Source organism: Pseudomonas sp. Y3 TE3536, assembly GCF_053629175.1.
Genome location: NZ_JBRJHU010000001.1, coordinates 6,081,257 through 6,104,463 on the forward strand (window position 1 = coordinate 6,081,257; position 23,207 = coordinate 6,104,463).

Genomic DNA, 23,207 nt, shown 5'->3' on the forward strand with positions numbered 1-23,207 from the left:
CCGGGCCCCTCTGACGGCTGCCAAGCCGCCATGTCGGATCACTGTTGCCTTGCAACGTCGACAATCAAGGAGGGGCTCATGACGGCTCTGCAGACATTCCTCACCACTCCGTTTCTCGGTACCAGCACCTGGTTGTGGCTGGTGTTCATCGCCATCGTCATCGGTTTGCTGGTACTCGACCTGGGCGTGCTGCACCGCCAGGACCGCGAGATCGAAATGCGCGAAAGCCTGCTGCTGTACTCGGGCTATTTCAGTGTCGGCGTGCTGTTTGGCGCCTGGGTCTGGTATGAGCTGGGCGCGCAGTCGGCGCTGGAGTTCTACACCGGGTTCCTGGTCGAGCAGTCGCTGTCGATGGACAACGTGTTCGTCATGGCGATGATCTTCGGCTTCTTCGCCATCCCCCGCCGCTATCAGCACCGCGTGCTGTTCTGGGGCATCCTGGGCGTGGTGTTCCTGCGGGCGATCATGATCGGCGTGGGCGCGACACTGGTGCAGAACTTCGAATGGGTACTGTACATCTTCGGCGCCTTCCTGCTGTTTACCGGGGTGAAGATGGCGCTGTCGAAGGAGGACAGCCATCCGGACCTGGCCAACAACCCAATCTTGAAATTCGTGCGCCGGCACATGCGGGTTACCGACCAGATCCACGGCTCGCACTTCTTCGTGCGCCAGACCCCGCCTGGGCAAAGCAAGGCGCTGCGGTATGCCACCCCGCTGTTTCTGGCCCTGGTACTGATCGAACTGGCCGACCTGGTGTTTGCGGTCGACAGCGTGCCGGCGATCTTCGCCATTACCCAGGACCCGTTCATTGTCTATACCTCGAACATCTTTGCCATCCTCGGCTTGCGCTCGCTGTACTTCGCCTTGTCGGCGTTGATGCACCGGTTTATCTACCTCAAGTACGCGCTGGCGTTGGTGTTGATCTTCATTGGTTGCAAGATCTTCTACCACGGGATGGTCGGCAAGGTGCCGGCGTTGCTGTCGCTGGGGGTGACGTTTGGGTTGTTGCTGGGTGGGGTGGTGGTGTCGTTGGTCAAGACGCGGGGGGGTAAGGTAGCGGTGGATGAGGCCAGCATGGAGCCGCTTCCGGCGGGGAAAGATGAGGGCGATAAAAAAGAGAAAGACCCGCAATTGCGGGTCTGACTAACGCGCTTAATACGTGCAAACTCAGCGATTTTTAGACGCAACTATTCATTAAAAATACAAAAACCAGAATTACTACACCTTGGAAATCTTGATAACTAAACCCGCAAACATCATCCAGGCAAAACCGATGATAGCTAGCCAAGTAGACACTGCCAACCATCGCTTCAGCTTTGGCGGAAATCTTTTTAGTTCTTCAGCATCCACTTGACCGCGGCGCAACACAAACCAGGGGAACGTGACTAGGCCACCAATAGCACAAACCAACATTAGTCGCCATTTAAAATAAGATCCACCCCAGGTTACTTTCAAACACTCTATATACGAATTACTTGTAACCGAAGAGCAAACAACCTGATAATGACGAGTCAACGTTATGTACGCACTTATTGCAAAGCCTGACATGGAAATAACAAATGGCATAATTACAAACGACAGCTTTACAGCTATAGGCCATGTATTAATATCCATAATTTGATACCTCATAGATGAATTCCCCTGTCCCCTCCCCCATGACCTCACCTAACTTACCGCCCGCGAAGCTACCGCCGCCAACTAATAAAATTCCGCATAATGGAATTGCTAAACCCGCAGTACCCACAGTAAAAGCAGCACACACCGTACCAGCCGCTGCACCGGCTACCAACGACCCTGCCATTCCACCACCCACGCTCCCGCTAAATTTTCCTGTTTCTACGAAACGGGCTTTCCTACAAGCCTCTGTACTCCCTGCCTGACAAACCTCTCTCACATTAAGGTACGACGAAGCCCCGCTCAGTCCAATTGCAGCATTCCCGCCGTGTTTGAGGTAATTGGAGAGTTTCGCCACTTTATCGAGATGCGTCGCATACCCCGGTATCTGCCCCGCCCCACCCGCTTTCGACCAATGGTGCACCAGGCTCTTGGTCGAAATATTCAGACTCTTCTTCAGCCGCTCATAACTCCCCAAGTTCAGCTGTTTGTTAAGCAATGCCGCCTTCAACTGTCCATCCAGCTGCTGCAACAGCTGACGCCGCGAGACGAAGAATTCGCGACTGTTCAAGTGCCCATGCCGCATAAACTCGCGCTGATGCAATTGCTCGATCTGGTTCAAGGTGTTGCGGACCTGTTTCAACCCTTGATCCAGCATGTCCTTGCCCACGCCCATCGATTGGCTGGCATTGCTGAGCAAGCCGGCAATATCAGCCTGGTGCTTCATCATGAAATCCGATTCGGCAAAATCCAGCGCCGCCAACGCGTGCCGGGCGTCCTGAGCGGCAGCCATCAGCTTGGCTTCCTCACGGGTACAGGCATCGCCATTATCTGGGTCACCAATGACGAAAATTTCCCCAGCCTTGAATCCTTGATCGTAGGTAGGATTAAGCCGCTGCAAACGGGAAATGGGTAACGTGGCGTCCTGCTCGGCCAACCGCAGCAGAACCTGAGAGAACGACATGCTTCTGGGAACCACATAAAAGCCCGGCTCCATTGTCCCCGGCAATGCTGTAACTGACCCTCGCGAGCAGTTGCCTGCTTGAGCACCCGCGGATGGCACAATAGACATTACGCGGTTAGACGCCAAAGTCCGCAGAGGTGGCGGTGCCACATCCAGCGGTGCTACGACTCGGTTACTACCGGGCGGGCAACCACAGTTCACCAGCGCCCCATCCATGGCCACGGCATGGCCATCAGAGAAGAAATGCAAAACGCCTTCAGCGACGGTCCCTTCATCGCCGCAGAGGGGACAGGGTGTTGTCCTGTCGCCCTCCCTGAGCACCCTACGCCCTTCGCTCAAATAGCAGAGATCAGTCGCGATGCAAACAGCGCCCGTCGTGGTGACATCACCGTCTACCGCCTGACCTTTTCCTCCCAGGTTGACACGCATCGACACGCTCTCTGTGCATAGGTGAGGTGTCGAAACCTAACAGCTGCAACAGCGCTTTTAGTGCCTGAACGTCAAAACCAGACACTTCCTACAGCAATTACGAAATCTGCTTACAAATCACTTGGAACTACGCAACATCTCCACCGGCACATACTTGCCAATCTCATACTTGCCAATCGCGGCCCGATGCACTTCATCCGGCCCGTCGGCCAGGCGCAAGGTGCGCTGCATGGCGTACATATACGCCAGCGGGAAATCACCGCTCACCCCGGCGCCACCATGCATCTGGATCGCCCGGTCAATCACCTTCAAGGCCACATTCGGCGCCACTACTTTGATCTGCGCGATTTCGCTGCGGGCCACTTTGTTGCCGACCGTGTCCATCATGTAGGCCGCTTTCAGCGTCAACAGGCGGGCCATGTCGATTTCCATGCGCGAGTCGGCGATCTTGTCGACGTTGCCGCCCAGGCGGGCCAGCGGGCGGCCGAAGGCTGTGCGCTCCACGGAGCGTTTGCACATCAATTCCAGCGCCCGTTCGGCCATGCCGACCGAGCGCATGCAGTGGTGGATGCGGCCTGGGCCGAGGCGGCCCTGGGCGATTTCGAAGCCACGGCCCTCACCCAGAATTACGTTCTCGTAAGGCACCCGCACGTTCTCGAACAACACCTCGGCATGGCCATGCGGCGCGTCGTCGTAACCGAACACCGGCAGCGGCCGGACGATCTTCACGCCAGGCGTGTCGGTCGGCACCAGCACCATCGAGTGCTGCTGATGGCGCGGCCCTTCGGGGTCGGACAGGCCCATGAAGATCATGACCTTGCAGCGCGGGTCACAGGCCCCGGAGGTCCACCACTTGCGGCCGTTGATCACCCACTCATCGCCATCACGCACAGCAGTGGCGGCCATGTTGGTGGCGTCCGAGGAGGCCACGTCCGGCTCGGTCATGGCGAACGCCGAGCGGATCTCCCCGCGCAGCAGGGGCTCCAGCCACTGGCGTTTCTGCGCCTCGCTGCCATAACGCACCAGCACTTCCATGTTGCCGGTGTCCGGTGCCGAGCAGTTGAACGGCTCTGGCCCGAGCAGCGAGCGGCCCATGATTTCGGCCAGCGGGGCATATTCCAGGTTGCTCAGCCCGGCGCCGTACTCCGACTCGGGCAAGAACAGGTTCCACAGCCCCTCGGCGCGGGCCTTGGCCTTGAGCTCTTCCATGATCGCGGTGGGCTGCCAGCGATCCCCCTCGGCGACCTGGCGCTCGAACACCGACTCGGCGGGATAGACATAGGCATCCATGAACGCGGTGACGCGCTCACGCAATGCCTGGACCTTGGGCGAATAGGCGAAATCCATCGGGGCTACCTTCACGGTTCGTAGGACATGGGCCAGAGCCTAGAGCAGCACGCGCCCATCCACCTAGTCTATTTTCCGCGTGTATAAACATTCATAACCGATATATGATCGGGCAATAATTCCAACAACGAGCGGCGCACATGAACCTCAGCAAGGTCGACCTCAACCTGTTCATCGTCTTCGACGCGATCTACACCGAAGCCAACCTGACCCGCGCCGGGCAAATTGTCGGCATCACCCAACCGGCGGTGTCCAATGCCCTGTCGCGGCTGCGCGAAACCTTCAACGACCCGCTGTTCGTGCGCACCGCACAAGGCATGGTGCCCACGCCGATGGCGCAGAACATCATCGGCCCAGTGCGCAACGCCCTTGCCCTGCTGCGCACCTCGGTGCAAGAAAGCCGCATCTTCAACCCGCAACAGGCCAACAAGACCTTCCGCATCAGCATGACCGACCTGACCGAGGCGGTGATCCTGCCGCCGCTGTTCCAGCGCCTGCGCCGCCTGGCCCCTTCGGTGCTGATCGAGAGCTTCCTGTGCAAACGTCGCGAAACCACCAAGGAACTGGCAGCCGGGCGGCTGGACTTTGCCGTCGACGCCCCGCTGAACACCGACCCGCAGGTACGCCACGTCAAACTGATGCAAGACCGCTATGTCTGCGCCCTGCGCCAGGGCCACCCGCTGGCCGACAGCAAACTGACCCTCGACAGCTACCTGGGCATGACCCATATCCATATCTCCAGCCGCCGCAATGGCCTCGGCTATGTCGACCTGGCCCTGGGCAAGATGGGCGTGCAACGCAAGGTGGCCTTGCGCTCCCAGCACTACCTGATGGCGTCGCAGGTGCTGCAGCAGACCGACATGGTGATGACCGTCCCCGAGCGTTTCGCCCGCCGCCATCAACTGCGCTACCAGGCGTTGCCTGTGGATGTACCAGCGCTGGAAACCCACCTGTACTGGCACGAGAGCACGGATCAGGACCCCGCCAACCGCTGGATGCGCGAACAGATCATCGAGTTGTGCGAACGGGTGGTGGCGGAGGAAGAACGCACGCTGGAACCGGCCTGACGCTGCTGTGATGGGACGGACGCCTGGCTGCTGGAGAATTTTTTTCTCCACCAACCTAAATTAGAAGAATTATTTACCAAACAGGTGCGAATCAACTAAACAGAAGGCAAAAATTGTTGGCCAAGGGCCGGGTACGCTTACTGCAACGATCACTGAATCCCACGTGACAGACACGGACCCGCCCCATGCCCAGCGCCCCGCTCTACTTCGACTACGCCGCCACCACGCCCGTTGACGACCGCGTCATCGAAACGATGCTCGCCTGCCTTGGCCGCCAAGCCGACTTCGGTAACCCCGCATCCAGTGGCCACGCCTATGGCCAAGCAGCCCGCAATGCTGTGGAGCAGGCGCGCCAGCAGGTCGCCGAACGCGTCGGCGCCCGCGCCGATGAGCTGGTGTGGACATCAGGCGCTACCGAGTCCAACAACCTTGCGCTCAAGGGCATCGCCCAGGGCATTGGCGAGCCGGGCCACCTGATCACCAGCCAGCTGGAACACAAGGCCGTGCTCGACACGGTCGCTGAACTGGAGCGCCAAGGTTGGGCCGTTACCCGCCTGGCTGTGGATGCTTCGGGCCTGATCCAGCCTGAAGCCGTGCAGGCGGCACTGCAGGCCGATACCCGCCTGGTCTCGCTGATGGCGGTCAATAACGAACTGGGCACCGTGACCGATTTTGCGGCGATTGGCGAGCGCGTGCGTGCCCACGGTGCGCTGTTGCATGTGGACGCCGCGCAGGCGGTGGGCAAACTGGCCATCGACCTGGCAGCAATGGCGGTAGACCTGATGTCGTTCTCGGCCCACAAAGTCTACGGCCCAAAAGGCATCGGCGCGCTCTACGTCGGGTCGCGCGCGCGCGCGCTGATGCGTGCGCAGATGCACGGTGGCGGGCATGAACACGGGCTGCGTTCGGGCACCCTGGCGACCCACCAGATTGTCGGCATGGGCAGCGCCTTTGCCCTGGCCGGCCAGCCGGGGGACAGCGAACACCAGCGCATCGAGCACCTGTCCCAGAAGCTGCGCGATGGGTTGTTGGCCTTGCCAGCGGTCAGCCTCAATGGTTGCGACACACAGCGCATTGCGCATACCTTGAACCTGTGCATCCAGAGCCGAGGCTTCAACAGTGCAGCGTTGGCCAGTGAGTTGGCATTGTCGACCACGTCAGCGTGTAATTCGGCGAGCAATGCGCCATCGCATGTGCTGCTGGCACTGGGGCTGGATGAAAGCCGGGCACGTAACAGCGTGCGGTTGAGCATTGGGCGGTTCAGCACCGAGGCTGAAGTGGACAAGGCAATCGAGGTGTTTGCCAGGGCTGTGACAGCGGCGTCAGTGTCGTTGTGGTAAAGCTGGCGCCGACGTCCTAGGCCGATGTAGGAGCAGCCTTGCGCTGCGAAGAGGCCGGTGAAATACAGCGAATCTTGGCTGCTTTCACCGGCCTCTTCGCAGCACAAGGCTGCTCCTACAGGCTCAGAGAAAGGCGCTCAGAGAAAGGTAAACACCTTCGAAGCCGGCAACCGCGACTTGCTCAGCCCCGCATTGAAGTCAGCCTCACTCCGATAGCCCAGGCTCATGATCACCACACTGGTGTAGCCCTGCTCGCGCAGCCCCAGCTCGGCATCCAGCGCCTTGCTGTCGAAGCCCTCGATCGGCGTCGCATCCAGGCCATGTGCCGCAGCCCCAAGCAGTGCAGTGCCCAAGGCCAGGTAGGTCTGCTTTTCCATCCAGTGCTGCACGTCTTTCTGGTCGAAGCGGTGCAGGTCGACGTAGTGACGACGGCTCTGGTTCTGCCCCGCGCGGGCCTGTTCATCGCGAAAACGGCCATCAGCGGCTTCCTGCGCGAGCACCGCATCCAAATGGGCCTCGGTCATCTCGGTACGGGTGCAGAACACGATCACATGGGACGCATCGAGAATCTTCGGCGTGTTGTAGGCGAAGCGCTCTTGGGTGCTCTTGGCCAAACGGGCCTTGCCTTCGGCGCTGTCAGCGACGATGAAGTGCCAAGGCTGTGAGTTGACCGACGATGGGCTATGGCGCAGTTGCTCGAGCAACGCATCGAGGGTGGCCTGGGGAATGCGACGCGAGGCGTCGTAAGCCTTGGTGGTGTAGCGGCGCTTGGCGAGGGAAACGGTATCCATGCAACAACTCCTGCAATAAAACGGGATTTGTCGCGCATCTTATCTTTCCTGCAGATAAGAAAAACCGGCAAACTACAGCAACACTTTCATCCTGCGAGTGAAAATGCTGCGCATCACCGACCTTGAACTGTTCGTACGCAGCAGCGTGCTGGGCAGCTTCACTGCCGCCGCCCATGAGGCCGAACTGCTGCCGGGCCAGGTGGCCGCCGCCATCAAACGCCTGGAACGCGAGCTGGACGTGCGCCTGTTTGCGCGGACCACCCGCAGCCTGCGCCTGACCGCTGCGGGCGAGTTGTACTTGCCGACCGCGCAGAACGTGCTGGAAAGCCTGCGCCAGGGCCGCGAGGACCTGCACGGTAATGCCAGTAGCTTGCGCGGCATCCTGCAGGTTTCAGCCCCTTCGGACATGGGCCGCAACATGCTGCTGCCCTGGTTGAGCGCCTTTCGCCGCGAGCACCCAGCGCTGCACCTGCGCTTCTTTCTGTCCGACCAGATGGCCGACCTTAATCGCGACCCGGTGGACATCGCCATCCGCTACGGCCTCAACCAGGATGCCAACTACATCGCCCTGCCCCTGGCCAACTGGAACCGCCGGGTACTGGTCGCCTCCCCCGATTACCTCGCGCGCCACGGCCGGCCACTGACGCCAGAGGCCCTGCAGCAACATGCCTGCCTGTTGTACATGCAACAGAACCGGGTCTATGACAAATGGCGGGTGGGTAACCGCACCGTGCAGGTGCGTGGGCCGCTGGTCAGCGACGACGCCGATGTGATCCGCCGCCTGGCGCTGCTGGGTGAAGGTATCGTCTACAAGTCGTGGCTGGATGTCAGCGCCGACATCGAGGCAGGCGCACTGGAGATTCTGCTGCCCGAATACCTGGGCGAGCCAACGCCGGTCACCTTGGTCTGCCCGCACCGCAAACAGCTGACGCCGGCAGTGACACAGCTGCACCTGTGGCTGCGCGAACGCTTCGAGGCCCTGCGGCCGCGGCTGCTGAACAAGGGCTGCACAATCGTTCCAGACTGAACCGCACGCGTGCGCTAAGGTAGCGTTTTACCCCCACGGCCTGCCCCCATGAGCAACTGGATCGACCTCAAACAAGACGCCGACACCGGCATCGAGTCGGTCCGCGCGCATTTTGTCGGGCATGCCTACGACCCGCACTGGCACGACAGTTTCCTGGTCGGCGTCACCGAGCAAGGTGTGCAGCAGTTCAACTGCCGGCGGGTGCGCCATCGCAGCACGCCGGGCCAGGTGTTTCTGCTCGAGCCCGGCGACATCCACGACGGCCTTGCACCGACCGAGGAAGGCTTCACCTACTCGACGCTGTACCTGGAGCCTGCCTGGCTGGACGATCAATTGCGGGCCTTGTTCGAACACGCACCCAGCGCCGGCCTGCCCAGCTTTGCCGATACCTTGTGCCACGATGAGCGCCTGGCCCGCGCCACCGCGCTGGCCTTTAACAGCGTGCACTACCAGGACCTGCGCATTGTCCGCCAGACCGCCATGGACGACCTGCTGGCCTGCCTGACCCGCCATCTGCACTGGCGCAAACGCGTCAATCCCGACCCGCGCCTGCCGTTGACCGCGCAGCGGGCGCGTGACTACCTGCATGCTCACCTGGACCGCGACATCGGCCTGGAAGACCTGGCCCAGGCCTGCGGCGTCGACCGTTTTCGCCTGACCCGGGCGTTCAAAGCCGCCTTCGGCCTGGCCCCGCACGCCTACCTGATCCAGTTGCGCCTGGCCCGCGCGCGGCGCCTGCTCAGCCAAGGCCAGACACCTGCTGAAGTGGCCATGGCGCTGGGCTTTGCCGACCAGAGCCACTTGGGGCGCTGGTTCCGCCGGGCGTATCGGTTGACCCCGGCCGACTACCGCAGGCGCTGCTCAAACCTTCCAGACTGACTGCAGCCAGGCAGCGAACATGGCGCTTCGAACCCTCGGAGCCTTGTGCCATGTCGCAGACGTTGTTGCCTTTCATCCTCTTCGCCCTGGTGGCCAGCATCAGCCCCGGGCCGACCAATCTGTTGATCCTGGCACATGGCGCACGGCAGGGCTTGCGGGCAAGCGTGGCGCCCATCCTGGCCGGCTGTGGCGCGGCGGCGGCCGTGGTGTTGCTGGTCGGGCTGGGGCTGGGCGAGCTGTTACTGCGCCATCCACTGGCCCAGCGGCTGATGAGCTGGGCCGGCGTTCTGTGGTTGAGTTGGCTGGCGTGGCGCATTCTGCGCAGCGCTGGGCAGCCCGTGGACATCAACGCAGACAAGCCTTTGGATGCGCTCAGCGCGGCGTCGCTGCAAGTGGTGAACCCGAAAGTGTGGATGATGGCCGTGGCCGTGATCGGGGTATTTGCCGCGCCGGCACTGCCGGTGTGGCAGTTGGCGCTGGTGTTTCTGCTGATTGCCCTGCCGTGCATGACGGCCTGGGCACTGCTGGGGGTGGGAAGTGCACGCTGGTTGCAAGCGCCTGCGCGGTTGCTGTGGTTCAACCGGGGGTTGGCGGTGGTGTTGCTGGTGTCGGCTTGGGCGACGCTGCTGGGTTGATTGTGATGTTGGCTTTGCCGGCCTCTTCGCGGGCAAGCCCGCTCCCACAGGTACTGAACTACTCTCCAGACTGATGGGGATCCTGTGGGAGCGGGCTTGCCCGCGAAGAGGCCAGTACAGGCAAATCAGCCACCTAAGGCATCACGGAACCGCCGGGTACTGGCCGCCGCCAGCAGCAACCCGACAACCGCGACACAGCCTCCGACCAGGCCGATGTCGGCCACGTCCATCTGGCTGCTGACGATACTGCCCAGCAATGCCCCACCCCCAATACCGATGTTGTAAATGCCCGAGAACAAGGCCATGGCCACATCCGTGGCATCGGACGCCAACTTCAGTGTCTTGGACTGCAGCGACAGGCTGAAGCTCAAAATCGCCACGCCCCAGAACATGCTCAACACAGCAAACGCATAGAAGTTGCCCGACAACGGCAACATCAACAGCAGGCAGGCCGCCAGCAGGCCAATCGAGCCCACCAGAAAACCCTGGGGGAAGCGGTCGCTGTAACGGCTGAACAGCACCGAGCCGAATACGCCGGCGCCACCAAACAACAGCAGCAGCAACGTGGTGCGCTCACCGCTGATCTGCGCCACATGCAGGGCAAACGGTTCGATATAGCTGTAGGCGGTGAACTGCGCAGTGATCACCAGCGTCACCAACAGGTAGGTGATCACCAGGGCCGGGCGCTTGAACAGGATCGGCAAACTGCGCAGCGAACCGGAGTTCTGGCTGGGCAGCAGCGGCAACGACTTCATCAAGCACAACATGGTGGCCAATGCCACCCCGGCAATGCTGAGGAACGTCACGCGCCAGCCCAGGGCCTCACCCACCACACGGCCCAGCGGAATACCCAACACCATCGCCAGGGTAGTGCCGGTGGCCAGCAGGCCCAGCGCCTTGGCCTGCTGGCCAGGCGGCGCCACACGCACGGCCAGCGACGCGGTAATCGCCCAGAACACGGCGTGGGCCAAGGCGATACCGATGCGGCTCACCAGCAACATGGCAAAGCTCTGCGACAGCCACGACAACAGGTGGCTGACGATGAACACCAGAAACACGAACAGCAGCAGGCGCCGGCGCTCGATGTTGCGGGTCAGCAGCATCATCGGCAGCGACGCCAGGGCCACGACCCAGGCATAGATGGTCAGCATCAGGCCGACCTGGGCAGTGCTCATGTCGAAACTGCGGCCAATGTCGCTGAGCAACGCCACCGGGACAAACTCGGTGGTGTTGAAGATGAAGGCCGCGAGGGCCAGGGCGATCACGCTCAGCCAGCTGCCGTTACCGGTGGTCGGCGGCACATCGGTGGGTAGGGGTCCGTTCATGGGTGGGGTTCTAGTCTCCGCAGGCATGGCGAAAAAACGCGCGTCAGGGGCCAAGTATCGGCCGCGCTGAGGCACGGGTTTGTTATTGGAAGGAATGCCGGCATGGTACGCGTCAATACCGGGCCTCACAACCAGCGGCACATTGCGAGTAACATGCCCGCTTAATGTGAATTGCAAGCGGAACAAGGAGCCCGATCCGCCCATGGACAAGCAACAACCCCAGCAGCAGTGGCAGCAGGCGGTCACCACCTACGCCCAGGCCATCAACCGCTACGTCGCGCAAGGCTGCGCACAGGGCTGGGACAACCTCGAAGAACCACAGCCTGCGGCCACCGAGCACCTGCTCGACGCCTGGCAGGCCGCCTTGGAAGCGATCAACCGGCCGGGTGTGGACGAACAGCAACGCCAAGCCTTCCGCGCCGCCTGGCCGCCTGCCCACCTGCCGCTGGTGCCGCTGCTCGATGCGCATGGGCAAGGCATCTGCAGCGTCCTGCTGCTGGACGACGGCAGCCTGCTCGCGCGCATTGGCATGCCCTATGAAAAGGGCCAAGTGGTTCGCATCGATCAACAAGGCGTGACGCCCGTCATCGGTATCGAGCACTTCGGGCGCTGCCCGCAGCGCCGCTACTTTGCCCTGGCCAACGCCGAGGGCGTGCGCGTGACCGATGGCTGGGGCGGCCCGCAGGTCGCTCGCCTGGCCTGGCCTAGCGGGCTCGAAGGCCTGCCAGCGGGTTACCCGTTCGAGCCGCTCGACCTGCCACCCACACCCACCAGCCTGGTGCCCTTCGCCGATGGCCAGCGGGTGCTGCTGGTGAGCGCCGAGGGTATTTACCTGCTGGCCGCCGAAGGTGCCACCCGGCTGCTGCCACGCCAGTCGCAGATACTCGAGGAACTGGCCGAAGGCACTGACCCGGACGATATTGCCCTGGGCCTGGCCATGGAGCACGGTGCAGTGTCGCCGGACGGGCGCCTGATCGTGGTGGGTGAACAATGCAGCCGCCACCTGGTGCTGAATGACCAGTTGGAGGAAGTGGCGCAGATCGGCCCCGGCGGCGAATACCCGCACTTCGCCCTGTTCAACCGCAGCGGCGACCAGTTGATCGTCAATGCCTGCCACTTCTACAACGGCGGCACACTGGGGGTACGCGTGGCAGACCTTGCGGGCCTGGACACCGACTACTACAGCGAAGACCCACGCACCCCACTGCTGCAAGACGGGGCGCGGGTGTATGCCGGGGTCGCAGGCGATGGCGAGTACATCGTCGGCGATGCCTACGGCTACCTGCGGGCCTTTGGCGAAGAGGGCACGGAACATTGGCAGCACTTCCTGGGGTCGACCATCAGCGCCATGGACATCAGCGCCGATGGACGCACGCTGGTTGCGGCGAGCCATGCCGGGTTCATCTCGGTGATTGCGCTGGGCAGTGGGCGCCCTGAGTGGCAGATCGGTACCGGCGGGCATGGTGAAGTGCGGCGCTGGTTGTTCTGGAAGGGGTGGGACAAGGCGCTGGTCTGGTAGATCTGCACTGGCTTCTTCGCGGGCAAGTCGGACCGCGAAGAGGCCAGTACAGTCGACTACTCGATCAGCCCTGAAGCGTGGCCATGTCGATCACAAAGCGGTACTTCACATCCCCAGCAATCATCCGCTCGTAAGCCTGGTTGATATTACGAATATCGAGCATCTCGATATCGCAACGGATGTCGTGCTCCGCACAGAAATCCAGCACTTCCTGAGTCTCGGCGATGCCGCCGATCAGCGAGCCTGCCAGTACCCGACGCTTGAGCACCAGGTTGGCCGCGTGCAGCGCCGGTTCAATCGGTTCGATCAGGCCGACCAGAATATGCACACCATCGAAGGTGAGGGTTTCCAGGTACGGATTGAGGTCGTGCTGCACCGGAATGGTGTCGAGCAGGAAGTCGAAGCGACCTGCCGCGGCGCGCATCTGCTCGTCATCGGTGGACACGATCACATGGTCGGCACCCTGGCGGCGCGCTTCCTCGGCCTTGGCTGGCGAACGGGTGAACAAGGTCACTTCCGCGCCCAGCGCCTTGGCCAGTTTGATACCCATGTGGCCGAGGCCGCCCATGCCCAGGATGCCTACCTTGTGGCCAGGGCCAACGCCGTGGTGCTTGAGCGGCGAATAGGTGGTGATGCCGGCGCACAAGATCGGCGCGGCGCTGGGCAGGTCCATGCCGGCAGGGATACGCACCACAAAGTGCTCGCTGACGACGATGCTGCTGGAATAGCCACCCATGGTGTTGCTGCCATCGACCCGGTCAGGGGTGGCGTAGGTCATGGTCGGGCCTTCCACGCAGTATTGCTCCAGGTCCTTGGCGCACGCCTCACAGTGGCGGCAGGAATCGACCATGCAACCGACGCCTACCAGGTCGCCGACCTTGTGCGCAGACACCTTGTCGCCCACCGCGGTGACCCGGCCGATGATCTCGTGGCCCGGCATCAACGGGTACACGGCGATGCCCCATTCGTTGCGCGCCTGGTGGATGTCGGAGTGGCACACGCCGCAGTAGAGAATCTCGATGGCAACATCGTCCGGGCGCGGGCTGCGGCGTTCGAAGGTCATGGGAGCCAGAGGGCTGGTCGGGGTTTGGGCGGCATAACCGATGGCGGTGTACATGCGGGACCTCGCAGAGAAGTGAAACGATTCAGGCGGCGCATTTTGCGCGCCCTGCCTCCCCTCGCCCACCGCAGATTCTCCGGCATGCATGCCTGATTCTCCGGAGTTACCCGCAAGCATCTGACGCTAGACCTTCAATCTGCGATGATGCAACTGTCTGATTCTCTGCCCAGGTTCACCATGCAGCTCACCCGCCATGTCGACGCCAACGCCCCCCTCTGCGCGCTGATCCGCCGCCTCGCCACGCGCCCGGGTTTCGTGCCCACTCACCTGCCCCAGGTGCAGGTGCTGAGCTGGGACCACTATGTCGCCAGCAGCCCGCAAATCTACGAGCCAAGCCTGATGATCCTGGCCCAGGGCAGCAAACTCGCGCGGCTGGGGCCGCGCACCCTGGAGTACGGTGCGGGCCACTACTTGGTCCAGGCGTTGTCGGTGCCGTTCATGTGCGAAACCTTCGCCACCCGCGAGGCGCCGCTGTTGGGCGTGGCAGTGGACATTGACCGCAGCGTGCTGGGTGAACTGGTACAAAGCATGGACCTGGCACCGGATGCCGCCGTCCAGGCCCAGACCCCGCAATCCATGACGTCTGCAGCGCTGGATGCGCCCATGCGCGAAAGTGTCGAACGGCTGCTGAGCTGCCTGCAAGACCCGCTGGATGCCAAGGTGCTCGGCCCGGCGCGGGTGCGCGAAGTGCTCTATACCGCGCTACGCGGCCCGCAAGCCGGCGTGTTGCGGGCGTTGGTCGAACAGCAGGGGCATTTCGCCCGCATCGGCGCCGCCCTCGCCCACTTGCGTGAACACTACACCGAGCCGTTGAGCGTCGAGGCGCTGGCGGCACGCGCCAACATGAGCGTGTCGACCTTCCATGAGCATTTCAAACGCTGCACCGACATGGCACCGATGCAGTACCTCAAGCGCCTGCGGCTGCTCAAGGCGCAGCAGATGCTGATCGGCGAGGGCTTGGGGGTGGCGCAGACGGCGCACCGGGTGGGTTACCAGAGCACGTCGCAGTTCAGCCGTGAGTACAAACGCCAGTTTGATCGTAGCCCGGGGGATGAGGTGGCGTACCAGAGTTTGCCGGTTTGATGGTTGGATGTGGGGCGTGCGTGGGGTTTACAGGTGGATGCTGGGGGGCTGTGGTGTGGCTGCAATCGAGCGCCGCCCGCGCGGCGCTTCGCAGCACAAGGCTGCTCCCACATCTGTTTCGGGCCAGTAAAGCCTGTGATAGTTGCGCGCGACCGCCTTGTTTGATCGATCCGATATCGTGTCAGGCACCAAGGGACCGCGCGCCTATGCCCCAGAAATAATTGGCCCGAAACAGATGTGGGAGCAGCCTTGTGCTGCGAAGCGCCGCGCGGGCGGCGCTCGATTTGTGCCACACCCCCAAACTTGAGCCATGCACCCAACATCACCCACCCAACATCTCAACCCCCCATTGCTACCCACCAACCGACCCAGCTAATATTGAGAACGATTCACACTCACAACTGGATACCAGCCGTTGGACAGCACATCGACCCGCAAGCTGGGCTTCTTCTTCAGCGACCATCACCGCTGGCTGCTCCAACATGTCTTCAAACGCCTGCGTAATCGCGCCGATGCCGAGGACACGGCAGCCGAGGCGTTCTGCCAGATGCTGGGCGCACGCGTCGATCCGGACAGCATCGAGCAACCGCGTGCCTACCTCTCGACCATCGCCCGTCGGCTGATCTTCGATCGGTACCGCCGTCGCCAACTCGAGCAGGCGTACCTAGAGCGCCTGGCGCTGCTGCCTGAACCCATCGCCCCTTCTGCCGAAGAGCAACTGCTGCTGCTCGAGGCACTGGTGACCATCGACAAGGTGCTGGACGGCTTGCCCGCCATGGTCAAGGCCGCCTTCCTCTACAGCCAGCTCGACGGCATGAGCTACGTCGACATCGCCGCCCGCTTGCAGATCAGCGAACGCACCGTCAGCCGCCACATGAAGCAGGCCCTGCGCCAGTGCTACCTGTGCGAGGTGCACGCATGAGCGCAACACGCCTAGACCCGATCAGCGAGCAAGCCATCGACTGGATGGTCGCACTCAAGGCCGGCACGCCTGACCAGGCGCTGCTGCAACGCCTGGCGCACTGGCTGCGCCAGGACCCCGCACACCAACGCGCCTGGGACCGATTGCAACAACGCCTGGGCAGCCCGTTTGCGGCGCTGCACGCGCTGGACCAACGTGCCCCAGGGCAAGCCGCCGAAGCCCGCCAACTGCTGCTCACGCCCACCCACTCTCGCCGCGAAGTGCTGGGCGCGCTGGCAGGCATTGGTGTCGTCGCAGGCGCCTTGTGGAGCGGTTGGCGCAGCGACAGCGCGCAAAACTGGCTGGCTGACCTGCACACCGCCAGCGGCGAGCGGCGCAGTTTTACCCTGGCAGATGGCAGCCGCCTGAGCCTCAACAGCGCCAGTGCCGTCGACCTGCAGTTCGATGCCAGCCAACGCCTGCTGATACTGCGCCGTGGCGAAATGGTGATTCAGGTTGCGGCCGACCCTCAGCGGCCCCTGCGCGTGCGCACGCCCCAAGGACACGTGCAGGCGCTGGGCACCCGCTTTCTGGTAAGCCAAGAGCAAGCCGCTACCCGCGTCGTGGTGCTGGAGCACAGCGTGCGCGCCAGCCTGCGCGATGGCCGCTGGCAAGACGTGCAACAGGGGCAGGCAGCCCTGCTGCGCAGCGATGGCATCCAGCAACTGGGCGGCGAGCAGCAACAACGCAGCGCCTGGCTGTATGGGCGCCTGGAAGTGCTCGACGAACCCCTGCACGCGGTCATCGATGCCCTGCGCCCCTACCAGCGCGGCTACATACGGCTGGCCCCGGCGGTGCGCGGCATGCGCGTGCAAGGCGTGTTCCCGCTCGACCAGCCGCAGGAGGCGCTGGCCGCCCTGGCGGAAGCCCTGCCGATCAAGGTCGAACCGTTCGGCCCCTGGGTAACGTTGATCGGCCCCAGCCAAGGCTAATGAAAATATTTGTGAAAATCATTCGCGGGCGTGTCCGGTTTTCGTTTCTCGTCCCACCTATCTCCTGACAAGTCACTTCATTCGGGAGAATTCTGTGCTCAACCTCTGGCCCCGCGCCTTGCCCCTCGTCGTTGCCCTGAGCAGCCTCAATGCCCATGCCCAGGTGCAGACCCTGGCGTTCGACCTGCCGCCTGCCAGCCTGGCCACCACCCTTAACCGGATTGCCAGCCAGAGCGGCTACATCATCGCGCTCGAACCCCAGCTGGTACGCGGCAAGCAGGCGCCGGCAATCGTCGGCCAGATGAGTGCCGAGCAAGCCATGCAAACCGCGCTGGTCGGCAGCGGCCTGCAATTGCGGCTGACCAGCAGCGGCCACTTCAGCGTCGCCCCGGCAACCCCAGAGAGCGACGTGCTGGAGCTTGGCAGTACCAGCATCACCGACAATTACCTGGATGCCACCAGCGAAGGCAGCGGCTCGTACGCCGCACGCGCGGTGACCCTTGGTAAAGGCACGCATACCCTCAAGGAAATCCCTCAATCGGTAACGGTGATCACCCGTAAACAGCTGGATGACCAAGGCATCACTGACCTGCAGGAGGCGCTCAACCACACCACCGGGATCGTCGGGGCGCAAGGCATCGGCCCAGGCGTGGTGGTGACATCGCGCGGGTTCCAGATCGACGACTGGCAGTACGACGGCGTGCCTATCCCACGTAATAACTATTCGCTGGGCAACTGGGCGACCCAGGACTTGGTGTTCTTCGACCGCATCGAGGTCCTGCGCGGCGCCTCGGGCTTGTTGCAAGGCACCGGCAGCCCCGGCGGCGCGATCAACCTGGTGCGCAAACGCGGCCAGGCAACGCCGACCGTCACCGTCACCGGCAAGGCCGGCTCCTGGGACCACTACGGCCTGCAACTGGACGCTGGCGGCCCGCTGACCGCCGACGGCCGCGTGCGCGGCCGGATGGTGGCCGACGAGGACCAGAGCGACAGCTTCATCGACTACCAATGGAGCAAGTCCCACTCCCTGTATGGCGCGCTGGACATTGACCTGAACGACGCCACCACCGTAGGTGCCGGCATCAGCTACAACCGCCAGCAGTCGCGGCCAATGCTGCGTGGCATCCCCCGCTACACCGACGGCAAGCCGGTCGACCTGCCCCGCTCGACCTTCACCGGCGCCCGTTGGAACCGTGCCGAAACCGACGTGACCACCTATTACGCGGACCTCGAACACCGCTTCAACGACGACTGGGCGTTCAAGGCCGCCGCCGTGCGCATGGACGAAGTCAACACTTCCACGCACCAGCGCGTGCAGTCCACCGGCCAGGGCGTGGCGCCGGACGGCAGCGGCATCACCTATGCCGACTGGCTCACCGACTTCCACAACACCAAGCTGGGCCTGGACATGAACGTGGTGGGCCACTTCAACACCGGGCCGCTGGCCCATGAAATCACCGTCGGCGGCAACTACTCCAAGCTGACGTCGGACGACGCCTATTGGCGCAACTTCGCCGCGTCTGGCGACACCCTCTTCGACATCGACCACAACCGCCCCGAGCCTAGCCGTGACAGTGTGTTCGACGGCAAGCTCGCGCGCTCCAACAAGGCCAGCTATGACATCCGCCAAAAAGGCCTGTACGGCGTGTGGCGGGTCAAGCCGACCGATGACCTGACCCTGATCCTCGGCTCGCGGGTCAGCTGGTTCGACTACAGCTGGGACTCGATCGACTTCAACAGCCGCACCGACCCCGGCAGCCGCACCCCCACCAGCCGCATGACCGAGTCGGGCGAAGTCACCCCGTATGCCGGCTTCGTCTACGACCTGACCCGCGAATGGGCCTGGTACGCCAGCTACACCGACGTGTTCGTGCCGCAGACCGAGCGGGCCGTCAACAACGTGCCACTCAAGCCTGTGATCGGCAGCAACTACGAAACGGGCCTTAAGGGCGAATTGCTGGACGGCCGGGTCAACGCCTCGCTGGCGGTGTTCCGCTACGACCAGGAAAACCGCGCGGTGACCGACGTGGCTTCGGGCTTTGCCTGTGATGACTGGTACTGCTCCACTGCGGCGGGCAAGGTGCGTAGCCAGGGCATCGAGGCCGAGATCAGCGGCGAAGTGCTCAGCGGCCTGCAGCTGTTTGCTGGCTACACCTACAACACCACCAAGTTCCTCGACGACCCGGACGAAGAAGGCCGCGTGTTCAGCCAGTGGACGCCCAAGCACATGTTGCGCGCCTGGGCCGACTACACCCTGCCACTGGACGGCCAACGCTGGAGCACCGGCCTGGGCTTCACCAGCCAAAGCCACACCTTGGGCTACGAACGCACCTACACCGTGCCTGGCTACACCGTGTGGAGCGGGCGCCTGGCCTATCAGCTGACGCCGGAAGTGAACCTTGCAGTCAACGCCAACAACCTGTTCGACAAGAAGTACTGGGTTGCCGGCTTCAACCAGCTTAATGGCAGCAACAACTACGGCGAACCCCGCAACTTCATGTTGACGGTCAAGTACACGCCTGAGTTTTAAAACGCAGCACGCATCACTCGGTCAACGGCCATTGCGCAAGCGGCCAGTACACACCCTTGCGCGATTCATACAGGGCGAAGTGCCGCGCGGCCAGGAAGAACTCCGGCGCCGTGGCGGCCTCCGGCGGCTGGCCGCGGTAGTCCCTGGACAAGGTCAGGTGCGGGCGGTATTCACGGCTCGCCGCCTCTACCCCCAATGGCAGCAGCGCCTGCTGCAGGCCATACACCAGTTGCAGCAAGGCCGGCGGCGTTTGCTGCGGCTCAAGCACCAGCGCACTGGCGCGCGGCCACACCTGCAAACGGTCGAGCAACAGCCGCGGCGCCGCCGCCGGGCGCTTGAGCGCATCGACCGCAGCGCAGATCGAGGGCAGCAAGGCGGTGTCTACATCACCGAGAAACAGCAGCGTCACATGGAAGTTGTCGGCGGGTACCGGCTTGCCAGTGCGCAGGTTCAAACCGCGCCGCCACTGGGCCAGGGCACGGCGCTGGGCATCGCTGACCGGCAAGGCGAAAAACAGCCGTTTGAAAGGGACGCCACTGGGGCGAACGTCCTGAACCATGTGATCTCCTTGACATGAAACGTTTGCGCAAGCGCTAGGCCATTACACCTAAGTCGCGCGGTAGTCACGTAACAATAAGTACAAACTGCTCCCATGATTGTTTATGCTGGCCAGCTTATGCCATGGCGCATGGCCATTTTTCGACAAGTAAACGTCCATGAAAATTGCACTCGTACTCCTCTTTGTTCTGTCGATCGCCTATGTTCACCTGCGCGGTCGCGTTCGCCACAAGCTGACTCGCCAGCTGGGCGACCACTCCAGCTTCCTGGCCCCGGTCAACAGTTTCCTCTACCTGTTTTCCAAGCACCCGGCCAAGCCCTACTTGCCGGTCGAAGCCTTCCCCGAACTGCAACCGCTGCAGGACCACTGGCAGGAAATCCGTGCCGAGGCCCAGCAGTTGCTCCACGTCGGTGAAATCAAGAAATCCGAGAATTACGATGACGTCGGTTTCAACTCATTCTTCAAGACCGGTTGGAAGCGCTTCTACCTGAAGTGGTACGGCGAAAGCCACCCTTCGGCCATGACCCTGTGCCCACGCACCACCGAACTGCTGCAAGGCATCGGCACGGTCAAGGCTGCGATGTTCGCCACCCTGCCACCGGGCGCCAAGCTGGTGCGCCACCGCGACCCGTATGCCGGCTCCTACCGCTACCACCTGGGCCTGGACACGCCGAACGATGACGGTTGCTACATCGACGTGGACGGCGAGAAGTACTCGTGGCGCGACGGTGAGGGCGTGATCTTCGACGAAACCTACATCCATTACGCGGCCAACACCACCGACCACAACCGCATCATCCTGTTCTGCGATGTCGAGCGCCCGCTCAAGTACCGCTGGGCAACGGCGTTCAACCGCTGGTTCAGCCGCAACGTGATGGCAGCCGCCGCCGCGCCCAACGATGCCAACGACAAGACGGGTGGCATCAACCGGCTATTCACCCGCATCTACAAGATCCGCGAACGCGGCAAGGCGCTGAAAAAGCGCAATCGCATGCGCTACTACCTGGAAAAATGGGCGGTGGTGGCTGCACTGGTGCTGGTGTTCATCTACATCTGATTCAGCGCTGCCTGTGCCGTCGGTACAGGCAGCAGATGCCCTCGCCTTTTTCGACTAGCCTGAAAGCTCCACTCGCAACCACCCCAAGGTGAAGACGATGAGCATGATGGACTGGGACGCCTACCGTAAGCAGTTGATGGCCGGCATCGGCGATCTCAAGCAGTTGTCTCCCGACACCGTGGCCGGCTACATGACCGCCAGCGGTGCGGGCGCCAAGACCAACCACCTGGACGCCAAGACCCGCGAACTGATCTCCCTCGCGGTGGCCGTGACCACCCGGTGTGACGGCTGCATCGCCGTGCATTCGCAGCAGGCAGTGAAACACGGCGCCAGCCGCGAAGAGATTGCCGAAGCCCTTGGCGTAGCGGTGGCGATGAACGCCGGCGCCGCATTGGTGTACTCGGCACGCGCCATGGACGCAGTGGGCAAGGCCAACGGCTGACCCCGCGTGGCGTCGCCGCCCTTGCGCGACGGCGCCGCGCCACCCAGACTTGGCGGTCCAGCCATTGCAGGAACCACCATGATCCACATCCGCCCCATGACGCCTGAGGACTTCAAGCGTTTCTGGCCCACCTTCCAGGCCATTGTCCAGGCCCGTGAAACCTACGCCTTCGACCCTGCCCTGAACTTCGACCAGGCCCGCCAGTTGTGGCTGGAGATGCCCCTTCGCACCTGGGTAGCAGAGGACGACGGTGAGCTGCTGGGTTCCTACTACCTCAAAGCCAATGCTGCCGGCCCCGGGGCCCACGTAGGCAACTGCGGTTACATGGTCTGCGAGGCCGCGCGTGGCCGTGGCGTGGCCCGGATGATGTGCGAGCATTCGCAGAAGCTGGCGCGCCAGGAGGGGTTTCTGGCGCTGCAGTTCAATTCGGTCGTGGCCAGCAACGACGTGGCCGTGGCGCTGTGGCACAAACTCGGTTTCGAAACGGTCGGCCGCCTACCCAAGGCTTTCCGGCATGCCCGGCTGGGCTTGGTGGATTGCCTGGTGATGTACAAGTGGCTGGCGGATGAGCCAGTGGTGGAAAAACCGCCACTGTTGATCGGGCGCAAGAACATCGAGGCCCGCGTGTCGCGCCGACGGGGGCGTTAGCCGACGGTAGGAGCAGCCTTGCGCTGCGAAGAGGCAGCGCATGCATCATGCTGGTCATCGCCTGCACTGGCCCCTTCGCAGCGCAAGGCTGCTCCTACACAAACCGCGGTCTTGGCAAATCGCTGCTTAGAACGCCAAGCCGACTTTGAAGCCAAACTCATCACGCTTGAGTTTGGTGTTGTCCGCCACGGGCGAGTCGCCATCCAGCTTGTACTCGGTGCGGGTGTAGTAGACCCCCGCCTGTACCGGCATGCCGCCCTGCTGGTTCATCAGCAGGCTGACCTCGGCATAGGGGTTGGTGCGGTCTTTAAGGTCCACGGTGTCACTGCCGAAATCATCGACCTTCAGGCGCGCACGGCCATCGAGGGTATGACGCGCGCCCACCTCCACGCGCAGGGTCGACGCATCGAACTGGTGGTTGTAACCCAAGGCCGCCTTGGCGAAGGGCGACTTGACCGTGAGTTTGGTGTCCAGGTCGTTGATTTCGGGCTCGAAGCGCGACCAGCTGTAGCCGCCGCCCACGGTCACATCGACAAAGTTGCGCGCATCCAGTGCAGCACGCCAACCGAGGTCGAGATCGGCCTGGGCTTCCTTGAGTTTGTTGTCATTCTTCTTGCCGTACTTGGCCTCGGCACCGATCTGGTAGATGAAGCCGGACTCTGCGGTCATCTTGTTGCCGAAGGTGGCGAATACACCGCCCTGCCCCAAGTGTTCCTTGTCGGTTTCGCTGCCGCCTTCGAATTTGAAGTCGTTATAGGCACCCAGCAGGCCGAGGGTGAACAGCGGGTCGGTACTGGGCGCGGCGGTGGCGGCTAAAGGCGAAGCGATCAAGGCGAGCAGGCAAGTGTGACGCAACAGGTGACGAGCGGACATGCGTGAAGTCTCCATGACGTGAAAACAGTGATAACGAGCGGTTCGAGAGACACGCTTTGGAGAAA

22 protein-coding genes are annotated in these 23,207 nt (G+C 62.7%); 14 read left to right on the forward strand and 8 right to left on the reverse strand.

Annotated elements, in window-relative coordinates:
* Nucleotides 1-78: 78 nt before the first annotated feature.
* Nucleotides 79-1,143 (forward strand): TerC family protein, encoded by a 1,065-nt coding sequence (locus AB7M33_RS27200; RefSeq protein ID WP_454244115.1) that lies wholly within the window; start codon nucleotides 79-81, stop codon nucleotides 1,141-1,143.
* Nucleotides 1,144-1,218: 75 nt separating this feature from the next.
* Here the strand turns inward: AB7M33_RS27200 and AB7M33_RS27205 are convergent, their stop codons facing one another.
* From AB7M33_RS27205 to AB7M33_RS27215, 3 genes are all read right to left on the reverse strand, one after another.
* Nucleotides 1,219-1,614, reverse strand: a complete 396-nt coding sequence (locus tag AB7M33_RS27205) for a hypothetical protein (protein WP_157765564.1) — start codon at nucleotides 1,612-1,614, stop codon at nucleotides 1,219-1,221.
* Nucleotides 1,604-3,007 carry a PAAR domain-containing protein gene (locus tag AB7M33_RS27210; protein ID WP_454244116.1) on the reverse strand — a complete coding sequence of 468 codons (1,404 nt, stop codon included), beginning with the start codon at nucleotides 3,005-3,007 and terminating at the stop codon, nucleotides 1,604-1,606. Before AB7M33_RS27210 ends, AB7M33_RS27205 begins: the two co-directional genes overlap by 11 nt.
* 117 nt (nucleotides 3,008-3,124) lie before the next feature.
* Nucleotides 3,125-4,354 carry an acyl-CoA dehydrogenase gene (locus AB7M33_RS27215; protein ID WP_454244117.1) on the reverse strand — a complete coding sequence of 410 codons (1,230 nt, stop codon included), beginning with the start codon at nucleotides 4,352-4,354 and terminating at the stop codon, nucleotides 3,125-3,127.
* A gap of 140 nt (nucleotides 4,355-4,494) precedes the next feature.
* Here AB7M33_RS27215 and AB7M33_RS27220 point away from each other — a divergent pair, with 140 nt between their 5' ends.
* Both AB7M33_RS27220 and AB7M33_RS27225 read left to right on the forward strand, forming a co-directional pair.
* The gene (locus tag AB7M33_RS27220) at nucleotides 4,495-5,421 is read left to right on the forward strand and encodes a LysR family transcriptional regulator (protein WP_085273280.1); all 927 of its coding nucleotides are present in this window, start codon (nucleotides 4,495-4,497) and stop codon (nucleotides 5,419-5,421) included.
* A 185-nt stretch (nucleotides 5,422-5,606) separates the two neighbouring features.
* On the forward strand, nucleotides 5,607-6,761 hold the full coding sequence (locus tag AB7M33_RS27225) for a cysteine desulfurase family protein (protein ID WP_454244118.1): 1,155 nt from the start codon (nucleotides 5,607-5,609) through the stop codon (nucleotides 6,759-6,761).
* 137 nt (nucleotides 6,762-6,898) lie between these two features.
* Here AB7M33_RS27225 and nfsB read toward each other — a convergent pair whose 3' ends face one another.
* Complete coding sequence (gene nfsB / locus AB7M33_RS27230; protein ID WP_099429856.1) at nucleotides 6,899-7,552, reverse strand: oxygen-insensitive NAD(P)H nitroreductase; 654 nt, start codon at nucleotides 7,550-7,552, stop codon at nucleotides 6,899-6,901.
* Nucleotides 7,553-7,655: 103 nt separating this feature from the next.
* Here nfsB and AB7M33_RS27235 point away from each other — a divergent pair, with 103 nt between their 5' ends.
* From AB7M33_RS27235 to AB7M33_RS27245, 3 genes are read left to right on the forward strand one after another with little or no spacing between them, the layout of a single operon-like run.
* Nucleotides 7,656-8,579 carry a LysR family transcriptional regulator gene (locus AB7M33_RS27235; RefSeq protein ID WP_265967440.1) on the forward strand — a complete coding sequence of 308 codons (924 nt, stop codon included), beginning with the start codon at nucleotides 7,656-7,658 and terminating at the stop codon, nucleotides 8,577-8,579.
* 48 nt (nucleotides 8,580-8,627) lie between these two features.
* Nucleotides 8,628-9,458, forward strand: coding sequence for an AraC family transcriptional regulator (locus AB7M33_RS27240; RefSeq protein WP_099429858.1), 831 nt, complete (start codon nucleotides 8,628-8,630; stop codon nucleotides 9,456-9,458).
* Between the two features lie 50 nt (nucleotides 9,459-9,508).
* Nucleotides 9,509-10,093: a LysE family translocator gene (locus AB7M33_RS27245; protein WP_265967441.1), complete on the forward strand. Its 585-nt coding sequence runs from the start codon at nucleotides 9,509-9,511 to the stop codon at nucleotides 10,091-10,093.
* Nucleotides 10,094-10,218: 125 nt separating this feature from the next.
* Here the strand turns inward: AB7M33_RS27245 and AB7M33_RS27250 are convergent, their stop codons facing one another.
* Nucleotides 10,219-11,418 carry a sugar transporter gene (locus tag AB7M33_RS27250; RefSeq protein WP_027593822.1) on the reverse strand — a complete coding sequence of 400 codons (1,200 nt, stop codon included), beginning with the start codon at nucleotides 11,416-11,418 and terminating at the stop codon, nucleotides 10,219-10,221.
* A 202-nt stretch (nucleotides 11,419-11,620) separates the two neighbouring features.
* On the opposite strand from AB7M33_RS27250, the gene AB7M33_RS27255 reads away from it, so the two are divergent.
* Complete coding sequence (locus tag AB7M33_RS27255) at nucleotides 11,621-12,937, forward strand: hypothetical protein (protein ID WP_454244119.1); 1,317 nt, start codon at nucleotides 11,621-11,623, stop codon at nucleotides 12,935-12,937.
* 64 nt (nucleotides 12,938-13,001) lie between these two features.
* Here AB7M33_RS27255 and calA read toward each other — a convergent pair whose 3' ends face one another.
* Nucleotides 13,002-14,054, reverse strand: a complete 1,053-nt coding sequence (calA, locus tag AB7M33_RS27260; protein ID WP_186678760.1) for a vanillin reductase — start codon at nucleotides 14,052-14,054, stop codon at nucleotides 13,002-13,004.
* Between the two features lie 180 nt (nucleotides 14,055-14,234).
* On the opposite strand from calA, the gene AB7M33_RS27265 reads away from it, so the two are divergent.
* From AB7M33_RS27265 to AB7M33_RS27280, 4 genes are all read left to right on the forward strand, one after another.
* Nucleotides 14,235-15,140: an AraC family transcriptional regulator gene (locus tag AB7M33_RS27265; protein WP_085273275.1), complete on the forward strand. Its 906-nt coding sequence runs from the start codon at nucleotides 14,235-14,237 to the stop codon at nucleotides 15,138-15,140.
* 415 nt (nucleotides 15,141-15,555) lie between these two features.
* Nucleotides 15,556-16,062 carry a sigma-70 family RNA polymerase sigma factor gene (locus AB7M33_RS27270; RefSeq protein ID WP_265967443.1) on the forward strand — a complete coding sequence of 169 codons (507 nt, stop codon included), beginning with the start codon at nucleotides 15,556-15,558 and terminating at the stop codon, nucleotides 16,060-16,062.
* The gene (locus AB7M33_RS27275; protein WP_454244120.1) at nucleotides 16,059-17,033 is read left to right on the forward strand and encodes a FecR domain-containing protein; all 975 of its coding nucleotides are present in this window, start codon (nucleotides 16,059-16,061) and stop codon (nucleotides 17,031-17,033) included. The genes AB7M33_RS27270 and AB7M33_RS27275 overlap by 4 nt, the downstream gene beginning before the upstream one ends.
* Nucleotides 17,034-17,127: 94 nt before the next feature.
* Entirely contained in the window at nucleotides 17,128-19,563 is a 2,436-nt protein-coding gene (locus AB7M33_RS27280; protein ID WP_265967445.1) for a TonB-dependent siderophore receptor, read from the forward strand.
* Between the two features lie 13 nt (nucleotides 19,564-19,576).
* Here AB7M33_RS27280 and thpR read toward each other — a convergent pair whose 3' ends face one another.
* The gene (gene thpR, locus AB7M33_RS27285) at nucleotides 19,577-20,122 is read right to left on the reverse strand and encodes an RNA 2',3'-cyclic phosphodiesterase (protein ID WP_265967446.1); all 546 of its coding nucleotides are present in this window, start codon (nucleotides 20,120-20,122) and stop codon (nucleotides 19,577-19,579) included.
* A gap of 157 nt (nucleotides 20,123-20,279) precedes the next feature.
* Here thpR and lpxO point away from each other — a divergent pair, with 157 nt between their 5' ends.
* From lpxO to AB7M33_RS27300, 3 genes are all read left to right on the forward strand, one after another.
* On the forward strand, nucleotides 20,280-21,179 hold the full coding sequence (gene lpxO / locus AB7M33_RS27290) for a lipid A hydroxylase LpxO (protein WP_027593830.1): 900 nt from the start codon (nucleotides 20,280-20,282) through the stop codon (nucleotides 21,177-21,179).
* Nucleotides 21,180-21,276: 97 nt separating this feature from the next.
* On the forward strand, nucleotides 21,277-21,621 hold the full coding sequence (locus AB7M33_RS27295; RefSeq protein WP_013973174.1) for a carboxymuconolactone decarboxylase family protein: 345 nt from the start codon (nucleotides 21,277-21,279) through the stop codon (nucleotides 21,619-21,621).
* A 78-nt stretch (nucleotides 21,622-21,699) separates the two neighbouring features.
* Nucleotides 21,700-22,269 (forward strand): GNAT family N-acetyltransferase, encoded by a 570-nt coding sequence (locus AB7M33_RS27300; RefSeq protein WP_265967447.1) that lies wholly within the window; start codon nucleotides 21,700-21,702, stop codon nucleotides 22,267-22,269.
* A gap of 126 nt (nucleotides 22,270-22,395) precedes the next feature.
* Here the strand turns inward: AB7M33_RS27300 and AB7M33_RS27305 are convergent, their stop codons facing one another.
* On the reverse strand, nucleotides 22,396-23,142 hold the full coding sequence (locus AB7M33_RS27305; protein ID WP_027593833.1) for an outer membrane beta-barrel protein: 747 nt from the start codon (nucleotides 23,140-23,142) through the stop codon (nucleotides 22,396-22,398).
* Nucleotides 23,143-23,207: the final 65 nt, after the last annotated feature.